Here is an 18,039-nt window from a genome sequence, read left to right on the forward strand (position 1 = left end):
TTGCCGTTTGTGTCCGAATGTGGCCGCCGGTCCTGTGTAGACCGAACGTTGCGACGGCTCAGGCGGTACTCCCGTCCCGGATCCGGTCGATCACCGCCGATGTCGAGTGGTCCTCGACGTAGTCGACGATCCGGACGACGCCGCCGTAGTCGCGCACGACCCGCGTCTCGGCCAGCATCTCGGGCGTGTAGTCGCCGCCCTTGGCGTAGATGTCGGGCCGCAGCCGCGACAGCAGACCCGTTGCCGTGTCGTCGTCGAAGACGGTCACGTGGTCGACGCAGCTCAGCGCGGCGATCACGGCGACCCGGTCGTCGATCGGGTTGACCGGGCGCCCGGGGCCCTTGAGCCGGGCCACGCCCGCGTCGGAGTTCACCGCGACCACCAGCACGTCGCCCAGTTGCTTGGCCTGGTTGAGGTAGGCGACGTGGCCGCTGTGCAGCACGTCGAAGCAGCCGTTGGTGAACACCACCCGCCGGCCGCGCTCGCGGTGCTCGGCGACGACCTCGGCCAGCCGGTCGTGGCTGAGCACGGCACCGTGGAAACTGCTCAGCCGCTCCGCCAGCCCGACCGTGCCGCACACCGCGGTACCCGGCCGGTGCACGACGACGTCCGCGGCGGCCTGGGCGAATTCGACGCTCACCGCGTCCGGAAGCCCGGCCGCCAGCGCCGAGGTCAGCGCCGCGCAGAACGTGTCGCCCGCGCCCGCCGTGTGGGTGTCCGGCACCGGGCGCGCCCACGTGCGGTGCACGGAACCGTCCTCGCGCACCAGGACGGCGCCGTCGCGGTCCAGGGTGACCACCACGGTGGTCGCGCCCGTCGCCTCGTGCAGCGCGTCACGGCGGTTCGCCAGGTCCCGTTCGGGTGCGGTTCGCGAGACCGGCGCGCCGAGCAGTGCTTCGAGCTCGGCCGCGTTGGGCGTGACCAGATCTGGCCGCAGGTCCCGCCACCGCCCCGGGTGGTGCGCGTCGACCACCAGCAGGCCGATCCCGGGTCTGGCCGCGCGAACCGCGTCGTGCAGCGAGTCGAGCACGCCGAGGCCGTAATCGCACAGGACCACGGCGTCGGCTTCGGACAGGTCCACGTCGACGGCGAGGGGTGCGGGCGCGTCCGCGCGCCTGCCGACCCCGTCGTCGTAGCGGAGCAGCACCTGATCGCCGGCGACGATCCGGCGTTTGGCGACGGTCCGCCGCCGCGGCGAGGCCGCCACCAGCTCGGTGTCCACGCCGGCCGTCGCCAGCGCCGAGCGCAGCTCCCTGCCGGGCTCGTCGTCGCCGACGGCGGAGACCAGGCGCACGCGGGCGCCCAGCGCGGCCAGGTTGACCGCCGTGTTGGCGGCGCCGCCGGGCGCGACCATCCGATGCTCGATCTCCACCACCGGAGCGGGCGCCTCTCGGCACAACCGGGATGCGGTGCCGGACAACCACTCGTCGAGGATCACGTCGCCGAGCACGTAGACCGTCGGTGCCCGCCCGGCCACCAGCCCGGGCAGTTCGGCGGAGAGCTCGTAGTGGTTCACGCCGTTCGCGCGGCTCATGGCCAGGACGGTTCTTCCTCGTGGCACATCACCAGTTCGCGGATCTCGGCGCCACGCGGGCGGGTCAGCACGTGCATGATGTTCTCCGCCACGTGCTCCGGCCGGTTCAGCTTGGTGACGTCCGGCGGTTTGTACTGCTCCTCACGACCGTCGAAGAACCCGGTGCGCATGCCACCGGGGATCGCCAGGGTCACCCCGACCTGGCCGGCGAGTTCCATGGCCATCGCCCTGGTGAAGCCGACGACGCCGAACTTCGAAGCGCAGTAGGCGGACGCGTCCCCCGCGACCCGCAAGCCGAGCGTCGAGGCCACGGTCACGATGCGACCGTGCGAGCGCTGCAGCGCAGGCAATGCCGCGCGCACTACGGCGGCCGTGCCGAGCAGGTTGACCCGGATGACCCGCTCCCAGTCCGCCGCGGACACCGACGTCAGCGGGCCGCAACTGTCCACACCGGCCGCGGTGACCACCGCGTCGAGACCGCCGTGCTCGCGCACGAGTTGCTGCACCGCGTCCTCGGTTTCGGCGCTGTCGCCGACGTCCACGGCACGGAAATCGGCGACCGGGCCGCTGGGCGCCTGCTTGTCCAGCACCAGCGGCCGCCAGCCCCGCTCGGCCGCCGCGGCAACGACCGCCGCGCCGAGTCCGGCGGCTCCGCCGGACACCAGCAAAGTCCTACCGTCCTGTTGGGACACAGTCGCCCTCCTCCACGATCGACGTCAACGTTTCCGCGATCCTCGTGCTGGAGCGGCCTTCCAGGTACGGCGTCACCACCACCGTGCCGCCCCAGCTGCGCACCAACGGGGTCTCCGGCAACCGGTCCGGCGTGTAGTCCCCGCCCTTGACCCAGATGTCCGGACGCAGCTGCGACAACACCTGTTGCGGGCCGTCCTCGTCGAACACCACCACCGCGTCGACGCAGTCCAGCGCGGCCAGCAGTTCGGCTCGTTCGCGCTGACCGGTGATCGGCCGGCCGGCGCCTTTCAGACGGCGCACCGACTCGTCGGAGTTCAGGCACACCACCAGGCAGTCACCCAGGGCCCGCGCTGCCCGCAACGTCCTGGCGTGCCCGGCGTGCAGGAGGTCGAAGCAGCCGCCGGTGGCGACGACCGTGCCGCCCCGCTCCCGCACCGCCGCCACGAGTTCCTGCGCCGTCGCCTTCTCGTCCACTATGGACTGTCGGGACATCTCTTCGGCAATGTCCGCCGCGACGAAGGCCGCGGACTTACGCACCGCGTCGGCCACCGCATGCGGCAAACCCTTACCACGCATCAACTCCGTCGCCACGACGGAGGCGAACCGGTCCCCGGCACCGCACACGTCGACGGCCCGCACCTCGGGAGCCGGCACGAGCTGCTCCCCGCTCGAGGTCACCAGCAACGCGCCCCGCGCACCCATCGTGACGACGACGGCGTCGACCTGCCACGCCTCGCGCAACCACGCCGCCGACCGGGACGCCCCCGCCAGGCCTGTCTCATCGACACCGGCGAATCCCTTGGCCTCAGCCAAGTTTGGCACCACCGCCGCGACACCGGGAACCGGCTCAGCACCTCGCGGGTGCGGGTCCCACACGACCGGCACCCGCGCGGCCCGCTCGGTGAGCACCGCACGCAACCGGGGGTCGGCGCTCAGCCCGCAGCCGTAGTCGGACACCAGGATCGCATCGGCCTCGTGCAGCGCGGCCAGCATCCGGTCGTCCGCGAGCGGTGCCGGTCCGTCGCCGCCGCGGTCCACTCGCGCGATCGGCCGTCCGTCGGCGATCAGCCGTGTCTTGACCGAGGTGGACCGCTCGGCCCGGCCCGCCACGGTCCGCAGCCCGTCCAGGCACTCGCGCAGGACGGCGCCATCCGCATCGGGTGCGATCACGGTGACGAGGGTGACGTCCACGCCGTCGGTTGCGGCCAGGCGCGCCGCGAGCCCGGCCCCGCCGGCCCGGCTGCGCTGCGACCGCTGGGCCAGCACCGGTGCGGGCGCGTCGGGGCACAACCGGGTGACGGTGCCGATCAGGTCCACGTCCAGCAGGCAGTCCCCCACCACGACCAGGTTCACGACGCCCACCGGCCTTCCCGCCGTCGGCGCAGCGCGTTCTCGAAGGCGGCGCAGACCAGGTGCACGGCGATCAGGTGGGCCTCCTGCACCACGGCGGTCGGGCCCGGTACGCAAACGACGTCGTCGGCGGCCTCGGCGAGCGGATTCGGCCCCGGACCGGTCAGCGCCCACACGCTCGCCCCGGCCGCACGGCCCGCGTGCGCCGCGCGAACGACGTTCTCACTGCGCCCACTGGTCGACAGCAGCACCAGCACGTCACGCTCACGCGCGTGCGCGGTCACCTGCCGGGCGAACACCTCGGCGTAGCCGTAGTCGTTGCCGATGGCGGTCATGCTGGAGGTGTCGGCGTGCAGGGCGATCGCGGAGAACGGCGGCCGGTCACCGTCGAACCGGCCGACCAGCTCGGCGGTCAGGTGCTGCGCCTCGGCGGCCGAGCCGCCGTTGCCCGCGGCGAGCAGGCGCCCGCCCGTCGACAGCCGGTGGGCCAGGTCGTTGCCCCAGCACGCGAGGCGCGGGGTCATGGCGCGCAACGCGGTCAGCGCGACCTGCAGGTCGTCGAGGTGGGCGGTGGTCACCGGATCGGGTAGCTGGACCGTCATCAGCTCTCCCCCATAAGGTAATCGGCGGGAGCGCTCGCCACGGGGCACACCTTCTGGTACGCCCGGACCGTGTCGACCGCCACGCGCGACCAGGTGTAACGCGAGCAGACCCGGTCGCGTCCCGCCGCGCCGAACTCGGCGCGACGGGAGGCGTCGGCGAGCAGTCCACGCAGCGCGGCGACGAGTGCGGACCGGTCGCGAGCGGGCACGTGCACACCGGTGACGCCATCGACCACCGTGTCGGTCAGCCCACCCACCGCGGCCGCGACCACCGGCGCACCGCACGCCATCGCCTCGAGCGGCACGATGCCGAACGGCTCGTACCACGGCACGCACGCCACGACGTCCGCCGAGCGCAGCAACGCGGGCATGTCGTCGCGGGAAACCTGCCCCAGCAAGGACAACCGGTCGGCGACCCCCAACTCCGCGGCCAGCGCACGCAACCGGGCGGCCTCGGGGTCGTCGCTGAGCTGACCCTGCGCGGGCCCGCCCGCGATCACCAGTTCGGTGCCGGACAGGGCGGGCAAGGCCGCGACCAAGTCGGCAAAACCCTTGCGTGGCACCAAACGGCCGACGCTGACGATGCGTCGTGGCAGCTTCTTCGCGGGCACCGGACCGTCCACTGAGAACTGATCGGTGTCCACCCCGCACGGCACCACCGAGATCTTCTCGCGGGGCACGTCCATCCGGGCGAGCTCGAATACCTCGTCACTGCACGTCGCGATGACCCGGGCCGCGGCCTGGCCGATGGCCGACTCCACCGCCACCCGCTCCGCCGGGCTCGTGTCGGCGTCGCACTGGTGGCGACGCTTCACCGTCCCCAGCGCGTGGTAGGTGTGCGCGACCGGGACGTCCAGTTCGCGGCCGACGCGACACCCGACGAGACCCGACATCCAGAAGTGGGTGTGCAGCACGTCGGGGCGGTCGTCGCGCAAGCGCTCGCGCAGGTACCGGGCGAACGCGTCCATGTGCGGGAGAAGGTCGTCCTTGGGGATGTGCTCGGCCGGGCCGGCCGGCACGTGCACCACCCGGTAGCCGTTCGGCGCGACCACGCATTCCGGTAGGTCACGGTGATCCCGCCGGGTGTAGACGGTGACCTCGTGGCCGAGCCGCACCAGCGCCGCCGACAACTCGGCCACGTGCAGGTTCTGCCCACCCGCGTCGACCGCGCCGAGCACGGCGAGGGGGTTGGCGTGTTCGGACACCATCGCCAGTTTCAAGGGTCGCGTGCCCGGGAGCGAAGGCCGGGATCTGCCGCCTCCGCCGTGTTCTCGGGGCAGTGCCGCCGCATACCCCGATGCGCGTTCTGTCGTCATGGGCGTTCGTATTGCCGTGCTTCTCCCCCACAAACACAGGATCACGAACTACTACTCCATGTGACCACTACGCTGAGTAGCGTTACTTCACATGGTTGTGGTGCGCCCCGCACCGCGAACTCATCGGTATGCGGCTCGTGCCAAAGGGCGCCGCCGACGTGAACCGGTACTAGCGTTGGCGACAGCATCGTCGGGACACCCGGGCGGCACCGCGCCAGTGGTGAAGACAGGAGGACCAGCCGGATGGCTGCCACCGAGCAGGACTGGCATCGGGACAAGGTCGCCTTCGTCGCCGGCAGCCATGATCCCTCCTCACAGGACATCGGCCCGCTGGCTCGCGAGTTCGCCCTGTTGACCCAGACCCTGCTGCACGCCGACACCGTCGCCGGCGCGCTCCAAGAGGTCGTGGTGGTCGCGCTGGAGGTCGTGCCCGGTGCCGACGTGGTCAGCGTGACGTTGTGCGCGCCGGACGGGACCTACCACACCCCGGTCGAGACCGACCCGGTCGCCGTCGAACTGGACCAACTTCAATACGACAACCAAGAGGGCCCGTGCGTCGAAGCGAGCAAGACGCCGGGGCCGGCCTACTTCTCCAGCCCCGACCTGGCCACCGAGCCGGCGTGGCCGAGCTTCGGGCCCGCGGCGGCCAAGCACGGGTTCCGCTCGGTGCTGTCCACGGCCCTGCTGTACGACGCCCACCAGCCGCGACCGTGCGCCGCCCTGAACTGCTATTCCCGTGAGGCCAACGCTTTCGACGCCCACGACCGCGACATCGCGCTGCTGCTGGCCACCCACGCCTCGCTGGCCCTGGCCAACACGCAAGCACTCACCCGAGCCGACTTGCAGGAACAGCACCTGCGCAAGGCGCTCGACTCCCGGGACACGATCGGCATGGCCAAGGGCATCCTCATGCAGCGACGGGGCATCAGCGCCGAGGACGCGTTCGACCTGTTGCGCCGCACGTCGCAGGACCTGAACATCAGGCTGACGAAGATCGCCGAGACCATCGTGGCGCGACGAGCCGAACTCGACGACCGCGCCGCGACCGAGTGACCGAGCCGGGACACCTGAGCGAACGGGGAACACACCCGGTCGGAACGGGGGACACACCCGGTCCGGAGGTGGGACACACCCGGTCGGAAGAGGGGACACGCCCGGCTCGAACGTGGGACACGCCCGGTCGGAACGTGGGACACACCTGGCCTGAAGGTGGGACACGCCTGGGGAAGCGTCCGGGTGTGGGGTCAGCGGTCCGGGTTGTGGCGGGCGAGTTGGGCGCGCAGTTCGTTGATCTGGTTGTGGGCGTCGGCGAGCTGGTCCTGCAGGCCGGTGATCCGCGCGGCGGCGGCGAGCGTGTGCCCTTCGTCGAGTTGTTCGCGTACCCGCGCCACGAGCGTGAGCTGGCGGCGTGAATAGCGGCGGTGCCCGCCCTCCGACCGTTCGGGGCGCACGAGGTCGTGGGTTTCCAGGCTGCGCAGGAACGCTTCCTGCACTCCCAGCATCTTCGCGGCCTGACCGGTGGTGAAGGCCGGGTAGTCCTGGTCGTCCAGGTGGCTCAGGTCAGTCACGCACTTGAGCTTATCTGCGGTAGATGCTTGAAACAACCTGCAGTGCGTGCTATAGAAATGAGTGAGCAATGCATGACCTGGTGGCAATCACGACACGCGCCGGGGAGTGAGCGACGATGCCGGACATCACCCGTGATCGGGACATGACCAGCGGGTTCGCCGAGCTGGTCTGCGCGGACCCCGCGTTGTTGGACGCGGAGTTCAGCGCGATCGTGGCCGCCAACTTCGACCGTCGCGTGCCACCGCGGCCGACGCCCCGAGGGCGTCCCGAGCGCGGACGTCCCCGACACCTACCTGTGCTCGCACCGGGATCCCACCGGTGGCCGTCGGTGCCGATCCCACCGCAAGAACCACCACGTCGGGAGCGCGGCCCTCCGCCACAGCCGGCCCTTGCCGAACTCCCGACGAGGAAGGTGGGTGGTCACTCGATTCCCACGAACCCCGGTCCGGCGAGGTACCTGCTCCAGATGACGGCCGGCGAGACCTTGCGCGTCCCGGCCCCGCGCCCGTAGGCGCAGCCCCGCGGCACCTCGCCTCGACCAGGCAACACGATCACGTTCCCCCATCCGGCCCCACCGTCCGGAGATAGGGCGGTGGGGCCGCGACCCACGACTTTCGAGCCGAATTCAGGAAGGAGACAAGGAGGGCACACGATGTTGATGCGAACCGATCCGTTCCGGGAACTCGACCGGCTGGCCCAGCAGGTCTTCGGCGCGAACGGCACGACCGCGCGACCGGCGACCATGCCGATGGACGCCTACCGGATCGGCAACGAGTACGTGGTGCAGTTCGACCTGCCCGGCGTCGCACCTGACTCGATCGACCTCGACGTCGAACGCAATGTGCTCACCGTGCGGGCCGAACGCGACCCGGACTACGGCGACGGCGCCGAGGTCCAGGTGGCCGAGCGGCCGCGTGGCGTGTTCTCCCGGCAGCTGTTCCTGGGCGACACGCTGGAAGCCGACAACGTCGACGCCCACTACGACGCCGGTGTTCTCACGCTGCGCATCCCGCTGGCCGAGCGGGCCAAGCCGCGCAAGATCACCGTCAACGCCGGCAGCGAGGCCAAGCAGATCAACGCCTGAGCCATCGATCCGCTCGTCGATCGCCCGCCCGCCAAGGCCGTCCGCGAGCCGGGGCGGGCGATCCGCGACGAGCAAGGAGTTCGCCATGACTGACGATGCCGTCCCCATCGCCGACTTCGTCGACCAGCAGCGCCCAGCCGAAACCACTACCGACGACAGCGCAAACGACACCGAGGACATCGACCCGGACGCCGTCACCGAGGCCGATCCCGCCGACTTCGCCGACCAGCAGCGCGAAGTACCGGTGCCCGACGACGAACCCTGGCACTGAACCACGAAGAGCGGGTAAGACGATGAGCACCACCCGACGCCGAACACCGGCAACGATCACCAGCACCCTCGCCACCGCGACGCGCACCATCGACGCCGCCATCCTCGCCGCGGAACTGGACGATCGACCGAGCGTGGCGGAACTGCGGGCCACCGGCTGGGAACTCGCCCGGCTGACCGGCGAACTGAACGGGCTGGCCACCCTGCTCGCCCAGGACATCGCCCAGCACACCGACCACCTCGACGGCGGCCCGGCGGGTCCGCCCCTGGCCCGCGCCGGTCGCGAGTTGGCGGCGCTGCGCCGCGCCCTGCACGACGCCCACACCGCGGCGCGCGGCTTCTACGCCGAGACGAGCCGGCTCATGCCCACTACGACATGACCACCGACGAGCCCGTCCCCGACCCGTACACGGTGCTGGGCGTCGATCCCGCGGCCGGTCCCGAGCACATCGCGGCCGCCTACCGCCGCGCGCTTCGCGACTGCCACCCCGACCGGTACTCCGGGACAGCCCACCCGGACCGCGACCGGCTCGCCCGGGTGATCGCGGCCTACCGCCAGCTCCGCGAACGCACCGCCCACACGGGCGACGACGAGCCCGCCCGCCAAGGGCACCGCATCCCGGTCCGCATCCACACCGCCGACACCGCCCACAACAACGCGTCCCCGCACCTGCGGGCCGGCCCGGTCCGGCGCCATCCCTGAGCCAGTCCCCAGCACCTCGAGGCCGCCTACCGCCGCGCGCTTCGCGACTGCCACCCCGACCGGTACTCCGGGACAGCCCACCCGGACCGCGACCGGCTCGCCAGGTGATCGCCGCGTACCGACAACAACTCCGCGAACGCGCCGCCCCCACGGGCGACGACGAGCCCGCCCGCCAAGGGCGCCGCATCCCGATCCGCGTCCACCCTGACGGCGCCATGTCCCCGCACCTGCGGGCCGGCCCGGTTCGGCGCCACCTCTGAGCCAGACGGGTCAGTCCTGCTCGGCGTCGGTGGCGAACGCCGGTGGTGCCTGGAAGTCGGTGGCGCGGAACAGGACCGCGTGTTCGACGCCCATGGCCTTGCCGCCCATCGCGGCGACCATGGGGATGAAATCCGCCGGCGCCGGGTGGTCCGGCAGCGCGGCAAGGTAGGCCGCGTGCGCCTCGAGCGAGGCCACGCCACGGCGCAGTGGCTCACCGGTGACGTCGACGCCGTGGGTGGCGGAGTCGCCGGCCCCGGGGACGAGGTACCAGCGCACCGAATGCGGTTCGAGGTGCTCGTCCTCGATCTGCTCCGGGAAGACCCAGCGGTTGCCCGCGTCGCGCAAGGCGTCGAGCGTCGCGAGCCCGGCCGCCCGGTGGTCGGCCTGGTCGAAGCCCCAGGGTGCCTCGATCGCGAACCCGGTGCCGAGCACGACGTCGGGCTTGAACCGGCGGATCTCCCGGCAGATGTCCCGGCGCAGGTCCAGTCCGTAGACGAGCACACCGTCGGGGTGTTCGAGGATGGTCAGGTGCTCGACGCCGACCTGCGCGCAGGCCGCCCGCTGCTCGGCCGCCCGCAGCCGTGCGGTCTCCTCGGGGTGGTTCGGCATGCCCGCCTCGCCGCGGGTGAGCAGGAGGTAACCGACCTCGATGCCGCGCGCGGTCCAGCGCGCGACGGCAGCGGACGAGCCGTACTCCATGTCGTCCGGGTGCGCGACGACGCAGAGCACGCGCTGGAACGATTCCTCGGGAAGGGCAGGCAATGTCATGCCGGTCATCCTGCCGTGTTTCGGCCCGCCGGGTACCGCGGGCGTCAGCCGAATCCGGGCACGACCTTGGCGACGAGGTTGCGGGCGGCGATGCCGAACCTCGTCTTGGGCACCAGCACCGCGGCCGAGAGGTGGACGCCGCGTTGTTTCGGTTTGACGCGGGCCCGGTGCACGGATTCGTAGTGGCGCAACGCTTCGGCGTGGTCGGCAGGCTGTTCGGCGAGCGATGCGGCCAGGGTGTGCGCGCCGGCGATGGCCAGGCTCGAGCCCTCGCCGAGCAGGGACACGCAGGACGCGGCGTCCCCCACCAGCGCGATCCGGCCGTGCGACCAGCGCGGCAGGTCGACGAGGCTGACCGCGTCGAAGAACAGGTCGTCGGTGTCGGCGAGCCGGGCGAGCAGCTCGGGCACCCGCCAGCGGGCGCCGGCGTAGACGTCGGTGACGAACCGCTTCTGCCGCTCGGTGTCGCGCGCCTCGACGCCTCGCGTGGCCGACCGGAAGATGAACGCCGCGCCCGCCTGGCCGCTGCCGGGGTGGATCGCGACCATCCGGTCGGGGGTGTTGTGGACGAGGACGTCTTCGGGGTACTCGGCCGGTTCGTGGAACGGCACGGTGGCGACGTACATGCCCAGGGGCCGCGCGAAGTCGGGTTCGGGCCCGAAAGCCAGCCGGCGCACCGCGGAGTGCAGCCCGTCGGCGCCGATCACCAGGTCGAAGCGGCGCGGCGGCGCCCGGTCGAACGTGACGTCGACACCGCGCTCGTCCTGCTGCAGGGCGGTGATCGTCTCGTCGAACAAGAACTCGGCATCGTCGCGCGCCGCCTGGTACAGCACGGTGGCGAGGTCGGCGCGCGGCACCTCCACCTCGTCGCCCTTGGCCGCGGGCATGGCGACGGTGGCGACCTGGCGCCCGGCCGCGTCGAACACACGCAGCCTGATCACCCGGGTCGCCACCTCGCGCAGCCGGGGCATGACGTCCATGGCCGCGACCACCGGCAGCGCCGGTCCACGCACGTCGACCGGGTTCCCGCTGGAGCGCAGCCCCGGCGACCGCTCGACCACAGTGGGCTCGAACCCGTGGCGCGCCAGCCAATACGCCAGCGTCGAACCGGCGATGCCCGCTCCGCAGATCAGCACGGTCCGCATCCGCCCACTGTACTGGAAGTCACTGCCAGGATGCGATGATTGTCAATCAGCAATAAGTGCGGTTCTGCGCTGAGTGCCACCCGCTCACGACGCCCGCTTGGCCCGCAGTTCCGCGCGCAGCAGGGCGAGCGCCGGGAACAGGGTGAGCGCCGAGGTTGCCAGCAGCACACCGAACGAGTCGGCGAACGCCGGCGCGGACAGTCCCTTGTGGACAGTTGCCTGGTAGCCGAGCACCACCATCATCACCGCGGCCGCGAACGTGCCGCCGATCCGCTGCACCAGGTTCAGCTGCGCGGCGGCATCGGGGATCTGGGCCGCCTTGATCGACATGAACGCGGCCGTCATCGCGGGCACGATGGTCAGCCCGGTACCGATCCCACGCACCACCAGCGCCGCGCAGACCAGGTAGTAGGACGTGCTCGCGGTGAGCATGAGCATCGGGACGGTGGCCGCGATGGTCAGCCCGATGCCGATCAGCATCGTCCGCGCACACAGGATCTTCGGCATCAGCCAGCGGCAGACCCGGCCGGCCACGACGACCCCGACCCCGCCGACCGACACCAGCAGCCCGGTCAGCACCGCGCTCTCCCCGCGCGCCGCCTCGAAGTACAGCGGGATCAGCACCATCGGGGCGTAGAGCAGGAACCCGAGGAAGGCGATGTTCAGCGCGGCCATCCGGTACACGCCGATGCCGAACAACCTCAGGTCGAGCAGCGGGTGCTCCGCACGCAACTCGCGGATGACGAACCCGACCACCCCACCGACACCGACGCCGAGCGGGACGAGGAATTCCTTGGACGTCAACGAAACCCCGTGCGAGAACGAACCGATCGCCATCACCAGGCCGGTGGTGCCGAGCACGATGGCGAGCAGGCCACGCACGTCGAGCGGGGTCGTCTGCCCACCGCGGTCGCGGGCCACCTTGACCGCCGCAACGATCAGGATCACCAGGCACAGGGGCACGTTGATGGCGTAGACCCCAGGCCAGCCCCAGCCGGCGACCAGCAGCCCGCCCGCCGCCGGGCCGAGCAACGGGGCCAGCATCATGACGCTGCCGTTGAGCGCCTGCACCTTGCCGAGTTGTTCCAGTGGCTGGCCGTAGGTGAGCAGCACGGTCGCGGCGGGCAGCAGCACGCCGGCCGCGCCACCCGCCACGGCCCGCCCGGCCACGAGGCTGGCCAACGTCGGGCTCAGCGCGCAGGCGGCCGAGCCCAGCATGAAGATCGTCAACGCCGTGACGAACACCCGCTTCGGACCGAACCGGCTGGTCAGCCACGCCGTCGCCGGCATGGTGGCCACGAGCGCGAGCAGGTAGCTGGTCAGCACCCACTGCACGGAGCCGATGTCGCCGAACCGAGCGGACGTGGCGTGCAGCGAGACGTTGACGATGGTGGTGTCCAGCATCGCGAGGAAGGAGCCGGACACCGCGACCGCGACGGTCAACGGACCCGGTGGCGGCGGGGTCTGCGGCGGTGCTTCGGCCGGATCCGCGACGGATTCCGGCGGGCTGGGGGCGAGAGTCATCGGAGTGTCCTTTGTGGAGTCAATCGCTGAGCAGGAGGGCGGCGGTGTCGTCGAGCAGGGCACGGGCCGCCTCGACCGCACCGGGACGCTCGCGTGCGCCGACGGTCAGCTCGGTGCGGTCGTCGAGCTGGAACGCGCTGACGAACATCTCGACGTACGGGACGAGCATGGGCAGCGTGTAGATGGTGTCCGGCGCGAACGTCGGCGCCGCGTAACGCGTGAGGTCGAACGGGCCGTGGTCGGAGATGATCGCGGCGGCCGGGAAGGCGTCCCCGGTGTACTGCGCGGCCTCGGTGAGCGAGTTGACGAACGGGTTGGTGTTGCGGAAGTCCCGGCCGAGTTGCTGCGCCACCTCGTGCTTGCGCAGCAGACCGGTGAGCAACCGGCTGTGGATCCGCCGCCAGTCACCGCCGCGCTCGACCGGCACCAGCAACTGGGCGGTCAGGTTGGCGGTCGAGTCGATGCTCCGGTCGTGCCTGCGCAGGTCGACCGGCACCAGCACGTGCCCACACTCGGCAGGCAGCCGCCCCGACACGGCGGCGGCAATCCGCGCGGTGACTCCCTTGGGCGCGGCGGGCACCGTCCGGCGCACCCACAACGGGCGTCCGCTCGCCGGCCCGGAGCCGAGCATCGTCGGCTGGGTGGGGATCTTGCCGGTCCCGGCCACCGGGGCGACTTTCCCCGCGGCGGCAAGGAAATGCGTGTCGTTCACGGTGGCCGGTGAGCCGACCGGGTCGGTGCCGCGCAGGACCCGGAACACGTCAGCGAGCCAGTGCTGCAGGCCGCGGCCGTCGGTGACGATGTGGCTGGCCCGCACGACGAGCCTGGTCCGCGGCCCCGGTTGCAGCAGGATCTCCGCGACCGGGCCCCGCACCACGTCGATGTCCTCGTACAGCGGCGCCGCACCCACGATGTCACCCCGGTCGCTGTGCACCAGCTCAGTCGAATCCGGCAGCACGGTCACCGGTGGGCGCGGACCGCCACCCCGCCAGTTCGAGTTCTTCCTGGTCACCGCCATGCCGGGGTTGGCGTCGGTGGCCACCTCGACGGCGTGGGCGAGCTCGGCCGGGTCAAGCCGCCCGTCCCCCTCGATGACCGTCTGGATGAGCTGCGGCGTGCCGCCCGCGGTGCTCGCGAACAGGTAGCCGCGCTCGATCGCCGACATCCGCCGGACGTAGCGCGTAGGTGTGCTGAGTGCCGAGCTCATGGGGGACACCGCCCTCCAATGCCGTGAGGTTGATTTCGGTTGGCCGGCCGCCGCCCACCCGGTACCAGCACCGCAGTTCGACCGGCGCGGCGGCGACGAGCGCCAGGTGGAGATCGCCCGGCAGCACGTGCCCGCTCACGTGGTAGCCGTAGCCGTCGATCTCCCGCCAGCCGGGTTCACGCGCGGGCAGCCGGACCCCGGCGAAGGTCTGCTTGGTCAGGTGCGAGGCCTTGATCAGGGCTTCGCACTCGGCGAAGTCGGCGATGGTGGCCGGTTCGTCGCGGCCCAGCAGCTCGCCGAGCCAGGCCAGCGCGCCGGGCCGCGGCCGGACGTCCTGCACGTCGACACCGACCTTGGTGCCCGCGGACACGGCGACCACGGACAACGCGTCGACATGGCTCACCGAGATGTCCAGGCTGATGTTCAGCCCGTGCGCGGGCAGCGACCAGCGGCGGTGCTCGTCGGTGGTCAGCCGGGCCGGGCCGTCGGTGTCGACGTGCATGCCGTACAGCGCGCCGAGGGTGTTGCGGATCAGCCAGCGCCCGGGCTTGGACAGCCGGTTGCCCATGCAGTCCCGCGGCAGCCCGGTGTGCTGGGTGATCACGCAGTCGATGCCTCCGTTGGCCAATGGCGCCGCCACGGGCCTGCGGGCGGTCACGACTCCTCCCCCGCGGACGGGATGTCCAGCACGGCGGCGGCGTAGCTGCCGCCGTAGGCGAAGCTGGACAACAGGACCCGGCCGTGGACGCCACCGGTCAGCGCGGCGACCAGACCGAGACCGGCCGCGCTGCCGAAGGTCTCGCCGAACACCGCCTTCGGCGTCACCACGGGGGTTTCCGCCAGGCCGGCGGCGGCGAGCGCGCGCTTCTCGGCGAGGTCGACGAGCCTGCGCCCGGACGCCGCCGACACGACGGCATCGACCGGGCGGTCGCCGGCATCGCCCATCGCCAGCCGCAGCGAGCGCGCCCAGGCCGAGCCGTCCGGACCGAGGCCGCCGATGCCGACCGACTCGCCGGACAGGCCGAACCCCGCCACGCTGGCCAGCGCGGTCGCACCGCGGGATGAGGCGGCCTCCGGGCTCTCCAGCAGGATGGCCACGGCGCCCTCGGACAGCACCGCGCCGGTGCGCCCGTGCGGGACGACCGCGCCGTCGCGGCTGTAGCCGGGCAGCGACGCCACGGTGCGCACCGCGGGCTGCGGGTACTCGTCGGCGACGACCACCATGATCCGTTCCGCGCCGCCGCGGGCGATCACCCGGCTGGCCAGCTGCAACGCCAGCACCGAAGAGGTGCCGCCGTTGACGATGGTCGCGGTGTAGCCGCGGTAGCGGTACTGCATGGCCACGTGCCCGGCCGCCGCGTTGACCACCGTGTTCGGGAAGATCAACGGGTTGGCCGCCGCCATGCCGCCGGTGATCACCGGCTCGTGGAAGCCGACAACCGAGGAGCACGGCCCGATGCCGGTGGCGAAGACGATCCCCGTCTCCTCCTGCTCGGCGCGGGATTGCTTGCCGTGCCGGGCATACACGTCGCGCACCACCGAGGAGGCCAAGATGGACAGTGGGTCCATCCGCCGGGCCTTGCCCGGGTTCAGCTTGCCGGCCAGCACGCTCGTGTCCACCCGGCCGAAGGGCACGTTCCCGAGCCCGTCGATGTCCACCTGCTGGGCGAAGCAGCTCTCGTTGTCCACGAAGGACTTCGTGAGCGCCTCGGTGTCCGTCGCCGACCCGGCCAGCCCGGCCACGCCGGTGATCAGGACGTCGCGGACGGCCTCCGTGGGCTTGGCCCCGGTCGGCTGGCCCGGCTTGGTGTAGACCACGGTGGCGTTGTTGCCGCCGAAGGCGAACGAGTTCGACAGGACGACCGCGGGGCTGCCGGGCCGCCCGGTGTCCGGGATGATGTCCAGCTTCGACGGGGGCTCGATGCCGCGGGTGTTGATGGTCGGTGGCAGCGCGCCCCTGCTGATGGCCAGGGTGGACACCACGCCCTCCACGGCCCCCGCCGCGCCGAGCGTGTGGCCGACCATCGACTTGGTCGAGCTCACCGGCGGCGTGGCACCGCCCTGGTAGAGCAGCTTGATCGCCTTCGGCTCCGAGACGTCGTTGGCCGGCGTCCCGGTGCCGTGCAGGTTGATGTAGTCCACATCGGACGGAGTGAGCCCGGCGGTGTGCAACGCCTGCTTCATCGAGGCGAACGCACCCTTCCCGCCCGGGTCCGGTGCCGTCTGGTGGTAGCCGTCGCACGTCAGGCCGTACCCACCGACCTCGGCGAGCACGTCGGCGCCGCGCTCGGCCGCGGTGTGCGGCGCCTCGAGGATCATGAAGCCGGCTCCCTCGCCGAGGGTCAGCCCGGTGGACGCGGCCATCGGCGAGCACGGTTCGGGGTCCAGCGCGCCGAGCGAGGTGAACCCGGACGCGGACAGGAAGGCGATCGGGTCGACCCCGCCGCACACCACGTAGTCGACGTCGCCGCGCCACAGCAGTTCGGCCGCGTAGCCGACCGCCACCGCACTGGCCGCGCACGCGTTGGACAGCACGATCCGCGGTCCGCGCAGGTCGAACTCGGCGGCGATGAAGTCACCCACGCAGTACACCTGAGAGCCTGCGGCCTTCACCGCGTCCAGCTCGCCGGTCGCCACCAGCTTGCGGTGCACGTCCTCCAAAGTGGACATCGCACCGAGGCTGGAGCCGACCACGACGGCCACTCGATCACGGTCCACAGTGGACAAGTCGAGCCCGGAGCCGGCCAGCGCCTCGGACACCGCCGTGGCGGCCAGGCTGTAGCAGCGGTCGATGTCCGCGCGCTGTTCCGCGGTCACCAGGCCCACCCAGCTCGACAACAGCTCGCTGGTGTCGAACAGGGTGTTCTGCCTGATGCCGGTGGTGCCCTCGACCAGCGACGCCCAGCACTTCTCGACGTCGTCGCCGGCCCCGGTGATCAGCCCGACGCCGGTGATGGCAATGGTTGGGTTGCTCATCTCGATCAGCCGCTCAGTCGATCTTGACGTGCAGCGACTTGGCGATGACCCGCGGCATGGTGACCGAGGTGAACGCCTGACCGTCGGGGCCGGTCAGCGGCACGCCCGGCACCCAGAACGGGTTCTGCACCAAGGCGATCACCAGCTCTTCGGCCGGGTTGGCCGACGGGGTCTGCTTGGCCACGTCGCCGACCTCGACGCCACCGGCGCACAGCGTGTCGCCGGGTTCGACGGTGGTCCCGGCGGGCGCGACCAGCGCGACGAGCCGGGCCGACTCGACCGTCGGCGGCTCGAGCTGCGCCGAGCCGTGGAACTCACCCACCCGGTTCCAGTCGATCATCCACGCGAGGTCGGCGTCGTTGACGCTCAAGGTGGACAGGTCGAGCTGGTAGACCGCCTGGCCGGCCTCGGCCTGCACCCGGGCCAGCCCGTCGGGGCCGATGGCCGAACCACCCACGCTGGAGGCCGCCGACAGCGCGGCGTCGTACGCGGCGCCCGGAGCGTCGGAGACCAGCACGTAGCCGTACTCGCCGGTGGTGCCGACGCGGGCGATGAACGCGGTCCCGGCGTCCTCGACGCTCGCCTCGGTGACACCGTGCAGCACCAGGCCGGAGACGTCGAAGTCGATGAACTTCGCGGCGACCTGCCAGGCCTGCGGGCCCTCGAACGCGGTGGCCGCGAAGCCCTCCGGCGCGACCTCGACGGTGACGTCGTCCGCGTCGAACTGGCCCAGGTAACCGGCCAGCTGCTCGGCGGTGACCTCGGTGCGGGGCAGCAACCAGGTCACGTCGTCGATCTCGATGTGCAGCAGCATGGCGAACGGGGTGCCGTCGTCGTTCAGCGCGACGAACTCGCGGACGGTCTCCGGGTCGACGTACTCGCTGGAGCGCGACGCGAACCGGTCGATGAACTCGTAGCGGTCGTCGCCGGTGAGCCGCACGAGCGGCCGGCCGATCTGGTAGACGCCGACGGTGGAACGGATGGTGGCGTAGTCGTCGGCCGCGGTCCGGCCGGGCTTGATCTCGGTGCTGGTCATC

The 18,039-nt window shown here is 71.7% G+C and carries 17 protein-coding genes; 5 read left to right on the top strand and 12 right to left on the bottom strand.

Annotation, left to right across the window (positions count from 1 at the left end; all coding sequences use genetic code 11):
• Nucleotides 1-58: 58 nt before the first annotated feature.
• Genes rfaE2 (EV186_RS24925) through EV186_RS24945 form a run of 5 tightly spaced genes read right to left on the bottom strand, consistent with a single transcriptional unit; the run spans nucleotide 59 to nucleotide 5,399 of the window.
• Nucleotides 59-1,534: a D-glycero-beta-D-manno-heptose 1-phosphate adenylyltransferase gene (gene rfaE2 / locus EV186_RS24925; RefSeq protein ID WP_133851809.1), complete on the bottom strand. Its 1,476-nt coding sequence runs from the start codon at nucleotides 1,532-1,534 to the stop codon at nucleotides 59-61.
• Nucleotides 1,531-2,226, bottom strand: coding sequence for an SDR family oxidoreductase (locus EV186_RS24930; protein ID WP_133851810.1), 696 nt, complete (start codon nucleotides 2,224-2,226; stop codon nucleotides 1,531-1,533). Before EV186_RS24930 ends, rfaE2 (EV186_RS24925) begins: the two co-directional genes overlap by 4 nt.
• The gene (rfaE2, locus tag EV186_RS24935; RefSeq protein ID WP_243754252.1) at nucleotides 2,207-3,589 is read right to left on the bottom strand and encodes a D-glycero-beta-D-manno-heptose 1-phosphate adenylyltransferase; all 1,383 of its coding nucleotides are present in this window, start codon (nucleotides 3,587-3,589) and stop codon (nucleotides 2,207-2,209) included. Before rfaE2 (EV186_RS24935) ends, EV186_RS24930 begins: the two co-directional genes overlap by 20 nt.
• Nucleotides 3,577-4,179, bottom strand: coding sequence for a D-sedoheptulose-7-phosphate isomerase (locus EV186_RS24940; RefSeq protein WP_133851811.1), 603 nt, complete (start codon nucleotides 4,177-4,179; stop codon nucleotides 3,577-3,579). Before EV186_RS24940 ends, rfaE2 (EV186_RS24935) begins: the two co-directional genes overlap by 13 nt.
• The gene (locus EV186_RS24945; protein ID WP_133851812.1) at nucleotides 4,179-5,399 is read right to left on the bottom strand and encodes a glycosyltransferase; all 1,221 of its coding nucleotides are present in this window, start codon (nucleotides 5,397-5,399) and stop codon (nucleotides 4,179-4,181) included. The genes EV186_RS24940 and EV186_RS24945 overlap by 1 nt, the downstream gene beginning before the upstream one ends.
• A 339-nt stretch (nucleotides 5,400-5,738) precedes the next feature.
• On the opposite strand from EV186_RS24945, the gene EV186_RS24950 reads away from it, so the two are divergent.
• Nucleotides 5,739-6,548, top strand: a complete 810-nt coding sequence (locus EV186_RS24950) for a GAF and ANTAR domain-containing protein (protein ID WP_133851813.1) — start codon at nucleotides 5,739-5,741, stop codon at nucleotides 6,546-6,548.
• 191 nt (nucleotides 6,549-6,739) lie between these two features.
• Here EV186_RS24950 and EV186_RS24955 read toward each other — a convergent pair whose 3' ends face one another.
• Nucleotides 6,740-7,063 (bottom strand): helix-turn-helix domain-containing protein, encoded by a 324-nt coding sequence (locus tag EV186_RS24955; protein WP_133851814.1) that lies wholly within the window; start codon nucleotides 7,061-7,063, stop codon nucleotides 6,740-6,742.
• Nucleotides 7,064-7,716: 653 nt separating this feature from the next.
• Between EV186_RS24955 and EV186_RS24960 the strand changes: the two genes are divergently transcribed.
• The 4 genes from EV186_RS24960 to EV186_RS24975 all read left to right on the top strand — a co-directional run bounded on the left by EV186_RS24960 (nucleotide 7,717) and on the right by EV186_RS24975 (nucleotide 9,121).
• Nucleotides 7,717-8,148, top strand: a complete 432-nt coding sequence (locus tag EV186_RS24960) for an Hsp20/alpha crystallin family protein (RefSeq protein ID WP_133851815.1) — start codon at nucleotides 7,717-7,719, stop codon at nucleotides 8,146-8,148.
• An 85-nt stretch (nucleotides 8,149-8,233) separates the two neighbouring features.
• Complete coding sequence (locus EV186_RS24965; RefSeq protein ID WP_133851816.1) at nucleotides 8,234-8,419, top strand: hypothetical protein; 186 nt, start codon at nucleotides 8,234-8,236, stop codon at nucleotides 8,417-8,419.
• A 22-nt stretch (nucleotides 8,420-8,441) separates the two neighbouring features.
• Nucleotides 8,442-8,798: a hypothetical protein gene (locus EV186_RS24970; protein WP_133851817.1), complete on the top strand. Its 357-nt coding sequence runs from the start codon at nucleotides 8,442-8,444 to the stop codon at nucleotides 8,796-8,798.
• The gene (locus EV186_RS24975; protein WP_133851818.1) at nucleotides 8,795-9,121 is read left to right on the top strand and encodes a J domain-containing protein; all 327 of its coding nucleotides are present in this window, start codon (nucleotides 8,795-8,797) and stop codon (nucleotides 9,119-9,121) included. The genes EV186_RS24970 and EV186_RS24975 overlap by 4 nt, the downstream gene beginning before the upstream one ends.
• Nucleotides 9,122-9,391: 270 nt before the next feature.
• Here the strand turns inward: EV186_RS24975 and EV186_RS24980 are convergent, their stop codons facing one another.
• The 6 genes from EV186_RS24980 to EV186_RS25005 all read right to left on the bottom strand — a co-directional run bounded on the left by EV186_RS24980 (nucleotide 9,392) and on the right by EV186_RS25005 (nucleotide 18,038).
• Complete coding sequence (locus EV186_RS24980; RefSeq protein ID WP_133851819.1) at nucleotides 9,392-10,159, bottom strand: PIG-L deacetylase family protein; 768 nt, start codon at nucleotides 10,157-10,159, stop codon at nucleotides 9,392-9,394.
• Nucleotides 10,160-10,194: 35 nt separating this feature from the next.
• Nucleotides 10,195-11,295, bottom strand: coding sequence for an FAD-dependent oxidoreductase (locus EV186_RS24985; RefSeq protein WP_133851820.1), 1,101 nt, complete (start codon nucleotides 11,293-11,295; stop codon nucleotides 10,195-10,197).
• An 84-nt stretch (nucleotides 11,296-11,379) separates the two neighbouring features.
• The gene (locus tag EV186_RS24990; RefSeq protein ID WP_133851821.1) at nucleotides 11,380-12,819 is read right to left on the bottom strand and encodes a DHA2 family efflux MFS transporter permease subunit; all 1,440 of its coding nucleotides are present in this window, start codon (nucleotides 12,817-12,819) and stop codon (nucleotides 11,380-11,382) included.
• Nucleotides 12,820-12,838: 19 nt separating this feature from the next.
• Nucleotides 12,839-14,026, bottom strand: a complete 1,188-nt coding sequence (locus EV186_RS24995; RefSeq protein ID WP_133851822.1) for a hypothetical protein — start codon at nucleotides 14,024-14,026, stop codon at nucleotides 12,839-12,841.
• 654 nt (nucleotides 14,027-14,680) lie between these two features.
• Nucleotides 14,681-17,002, bottom strand: a complete 2,322-nt coding sequence (locus EV186_RS25000; protein WP_133851823.1) for a beta-ketoacyl-[acyl-carrier-protein] synthase family protein — start codon at nucleotides 17,000-17,002, stop codon at nucleotides 14,681-14,683.
• 13 nt (nucleotides 17,003-17,015) lie between these two features.
• Nucleotides 17,016-18,038 (bottom strand): aminomethyl transferase family protein, encoded by a 1,023-nt coding sequence (locus EV186_RS25005; protein ID WP_133851824.1) that lies wholly within the window; start codon nucleotides 18,036-18,038, stop codon nucleotides 17,016-17,018.
• Between the last annotated feature and the right edge of the window lies 1 nt (nucleotide 18,039).

The organism is Labedaea rhizosphaerae (assembly GCF_004362825.1).
In the GTDB taxonomy this organism is placed as follows: Bacteria; Actinomycetota; Actinomycetes; order Mycobacteriales; family Pseudonocardiaceae; genus Labedaea; species Labedaea rhizosphaerae.

Excerpts from the sequence above, each read along its gene's own strand:
- rfaE2 (WP_133851809.1), bottom strand. The coding sequence starts at position 1,534 with ATGAGCCGCGCGAACGGCGTGAACCACTACGAGCTCTCCGCCGAACTG.
- EV186_RS24940 (WP_133851811.1), bottom strand. The coding sequence starts at position 4,179 with ATGACGGTCCAGCTACCCGATCCGGTGACCACCGCCCACCTCGACGAC.
- EV186_RS24950 (WP_133851813.1), top strand. The coding sequence starts at position 5,739 with ATGGCTGCCACCGAGCAGGACTGGCATCGGGACAAGGTCGCCTTCGTC.
- EV186_RS24960 (WP_133851815.1), top strand. The coding sequence starts at position 7,717 with ATGTTGATGCGAACCGATCCGTTCCGGGAACTCGACCGGCTGGCCCAG.
- EV186_RS24965 (WP_133851816.1), top strand. The coding sequence starts at position 8,234 with ATGACTGACGATGCCGTCCCCATCGCCGACTTCGTCGACCAGCAGCGC.
- EV186_RS24970 (WP_133851817.1), top strand. The coding sequence starts at position 8,442 with ATGAGCACCACCCGACGCCGAACACCGGCAACGATCACCAGCACCCTC.
- EV186_RS24975 (WP_133851818.1), top strand. The coding sequence starts at position 8,795 with ATGACCACCGACGAGCCCGTCCCCGACCCGTACACGGTGCTGGGCGTC.
- EV186_RS24980 (WP_133851819.1), bottom strand. The coding sequence starts at position 10,159 with ATGACCGGCATGACATTGCCTGCCCTTCCCGAGGAATCGTTCCAGCGC.
- EV186_RS24985 (WP_133851820.1), bottom strand. The coding sequence starts at position 11,295 with ATGCGGACCGTGCTGATCTGCGGAGCGGGCATCGCCGGTTCGACGCTG.
- EV186_RS24990 (WP_133851821.1), bottom strand. The coding sequence starts at position 12,819 with ATGACTCTCGCCCCCAGCCCGCCGGAATCCGTCGCGGATCCGGCCGAA.
- EV186_RS24995 (WP_133851822.1), bottom strand. The coding sequence starts at position 14,026 with ATGAGCTCGGCACTCAGCACACCTACGCGCTACGTCCGGCGGATGTCG.
- EV186_RS25000 (WP_133851823.1), bottom strand. The coding sequence starts at position 17,002 with ATGAGCAACCCAACCATTGCCATCACCGGCGTCGGGCTGATCACCGGG.
- EV186_RS25005 (WP_133851824.1), bottom strand. The coding sequence starts at position 18,038 with ATGACCAGCACCGAGATCAAGCCCGGCCGGACCGCGGCCGACGACTAC.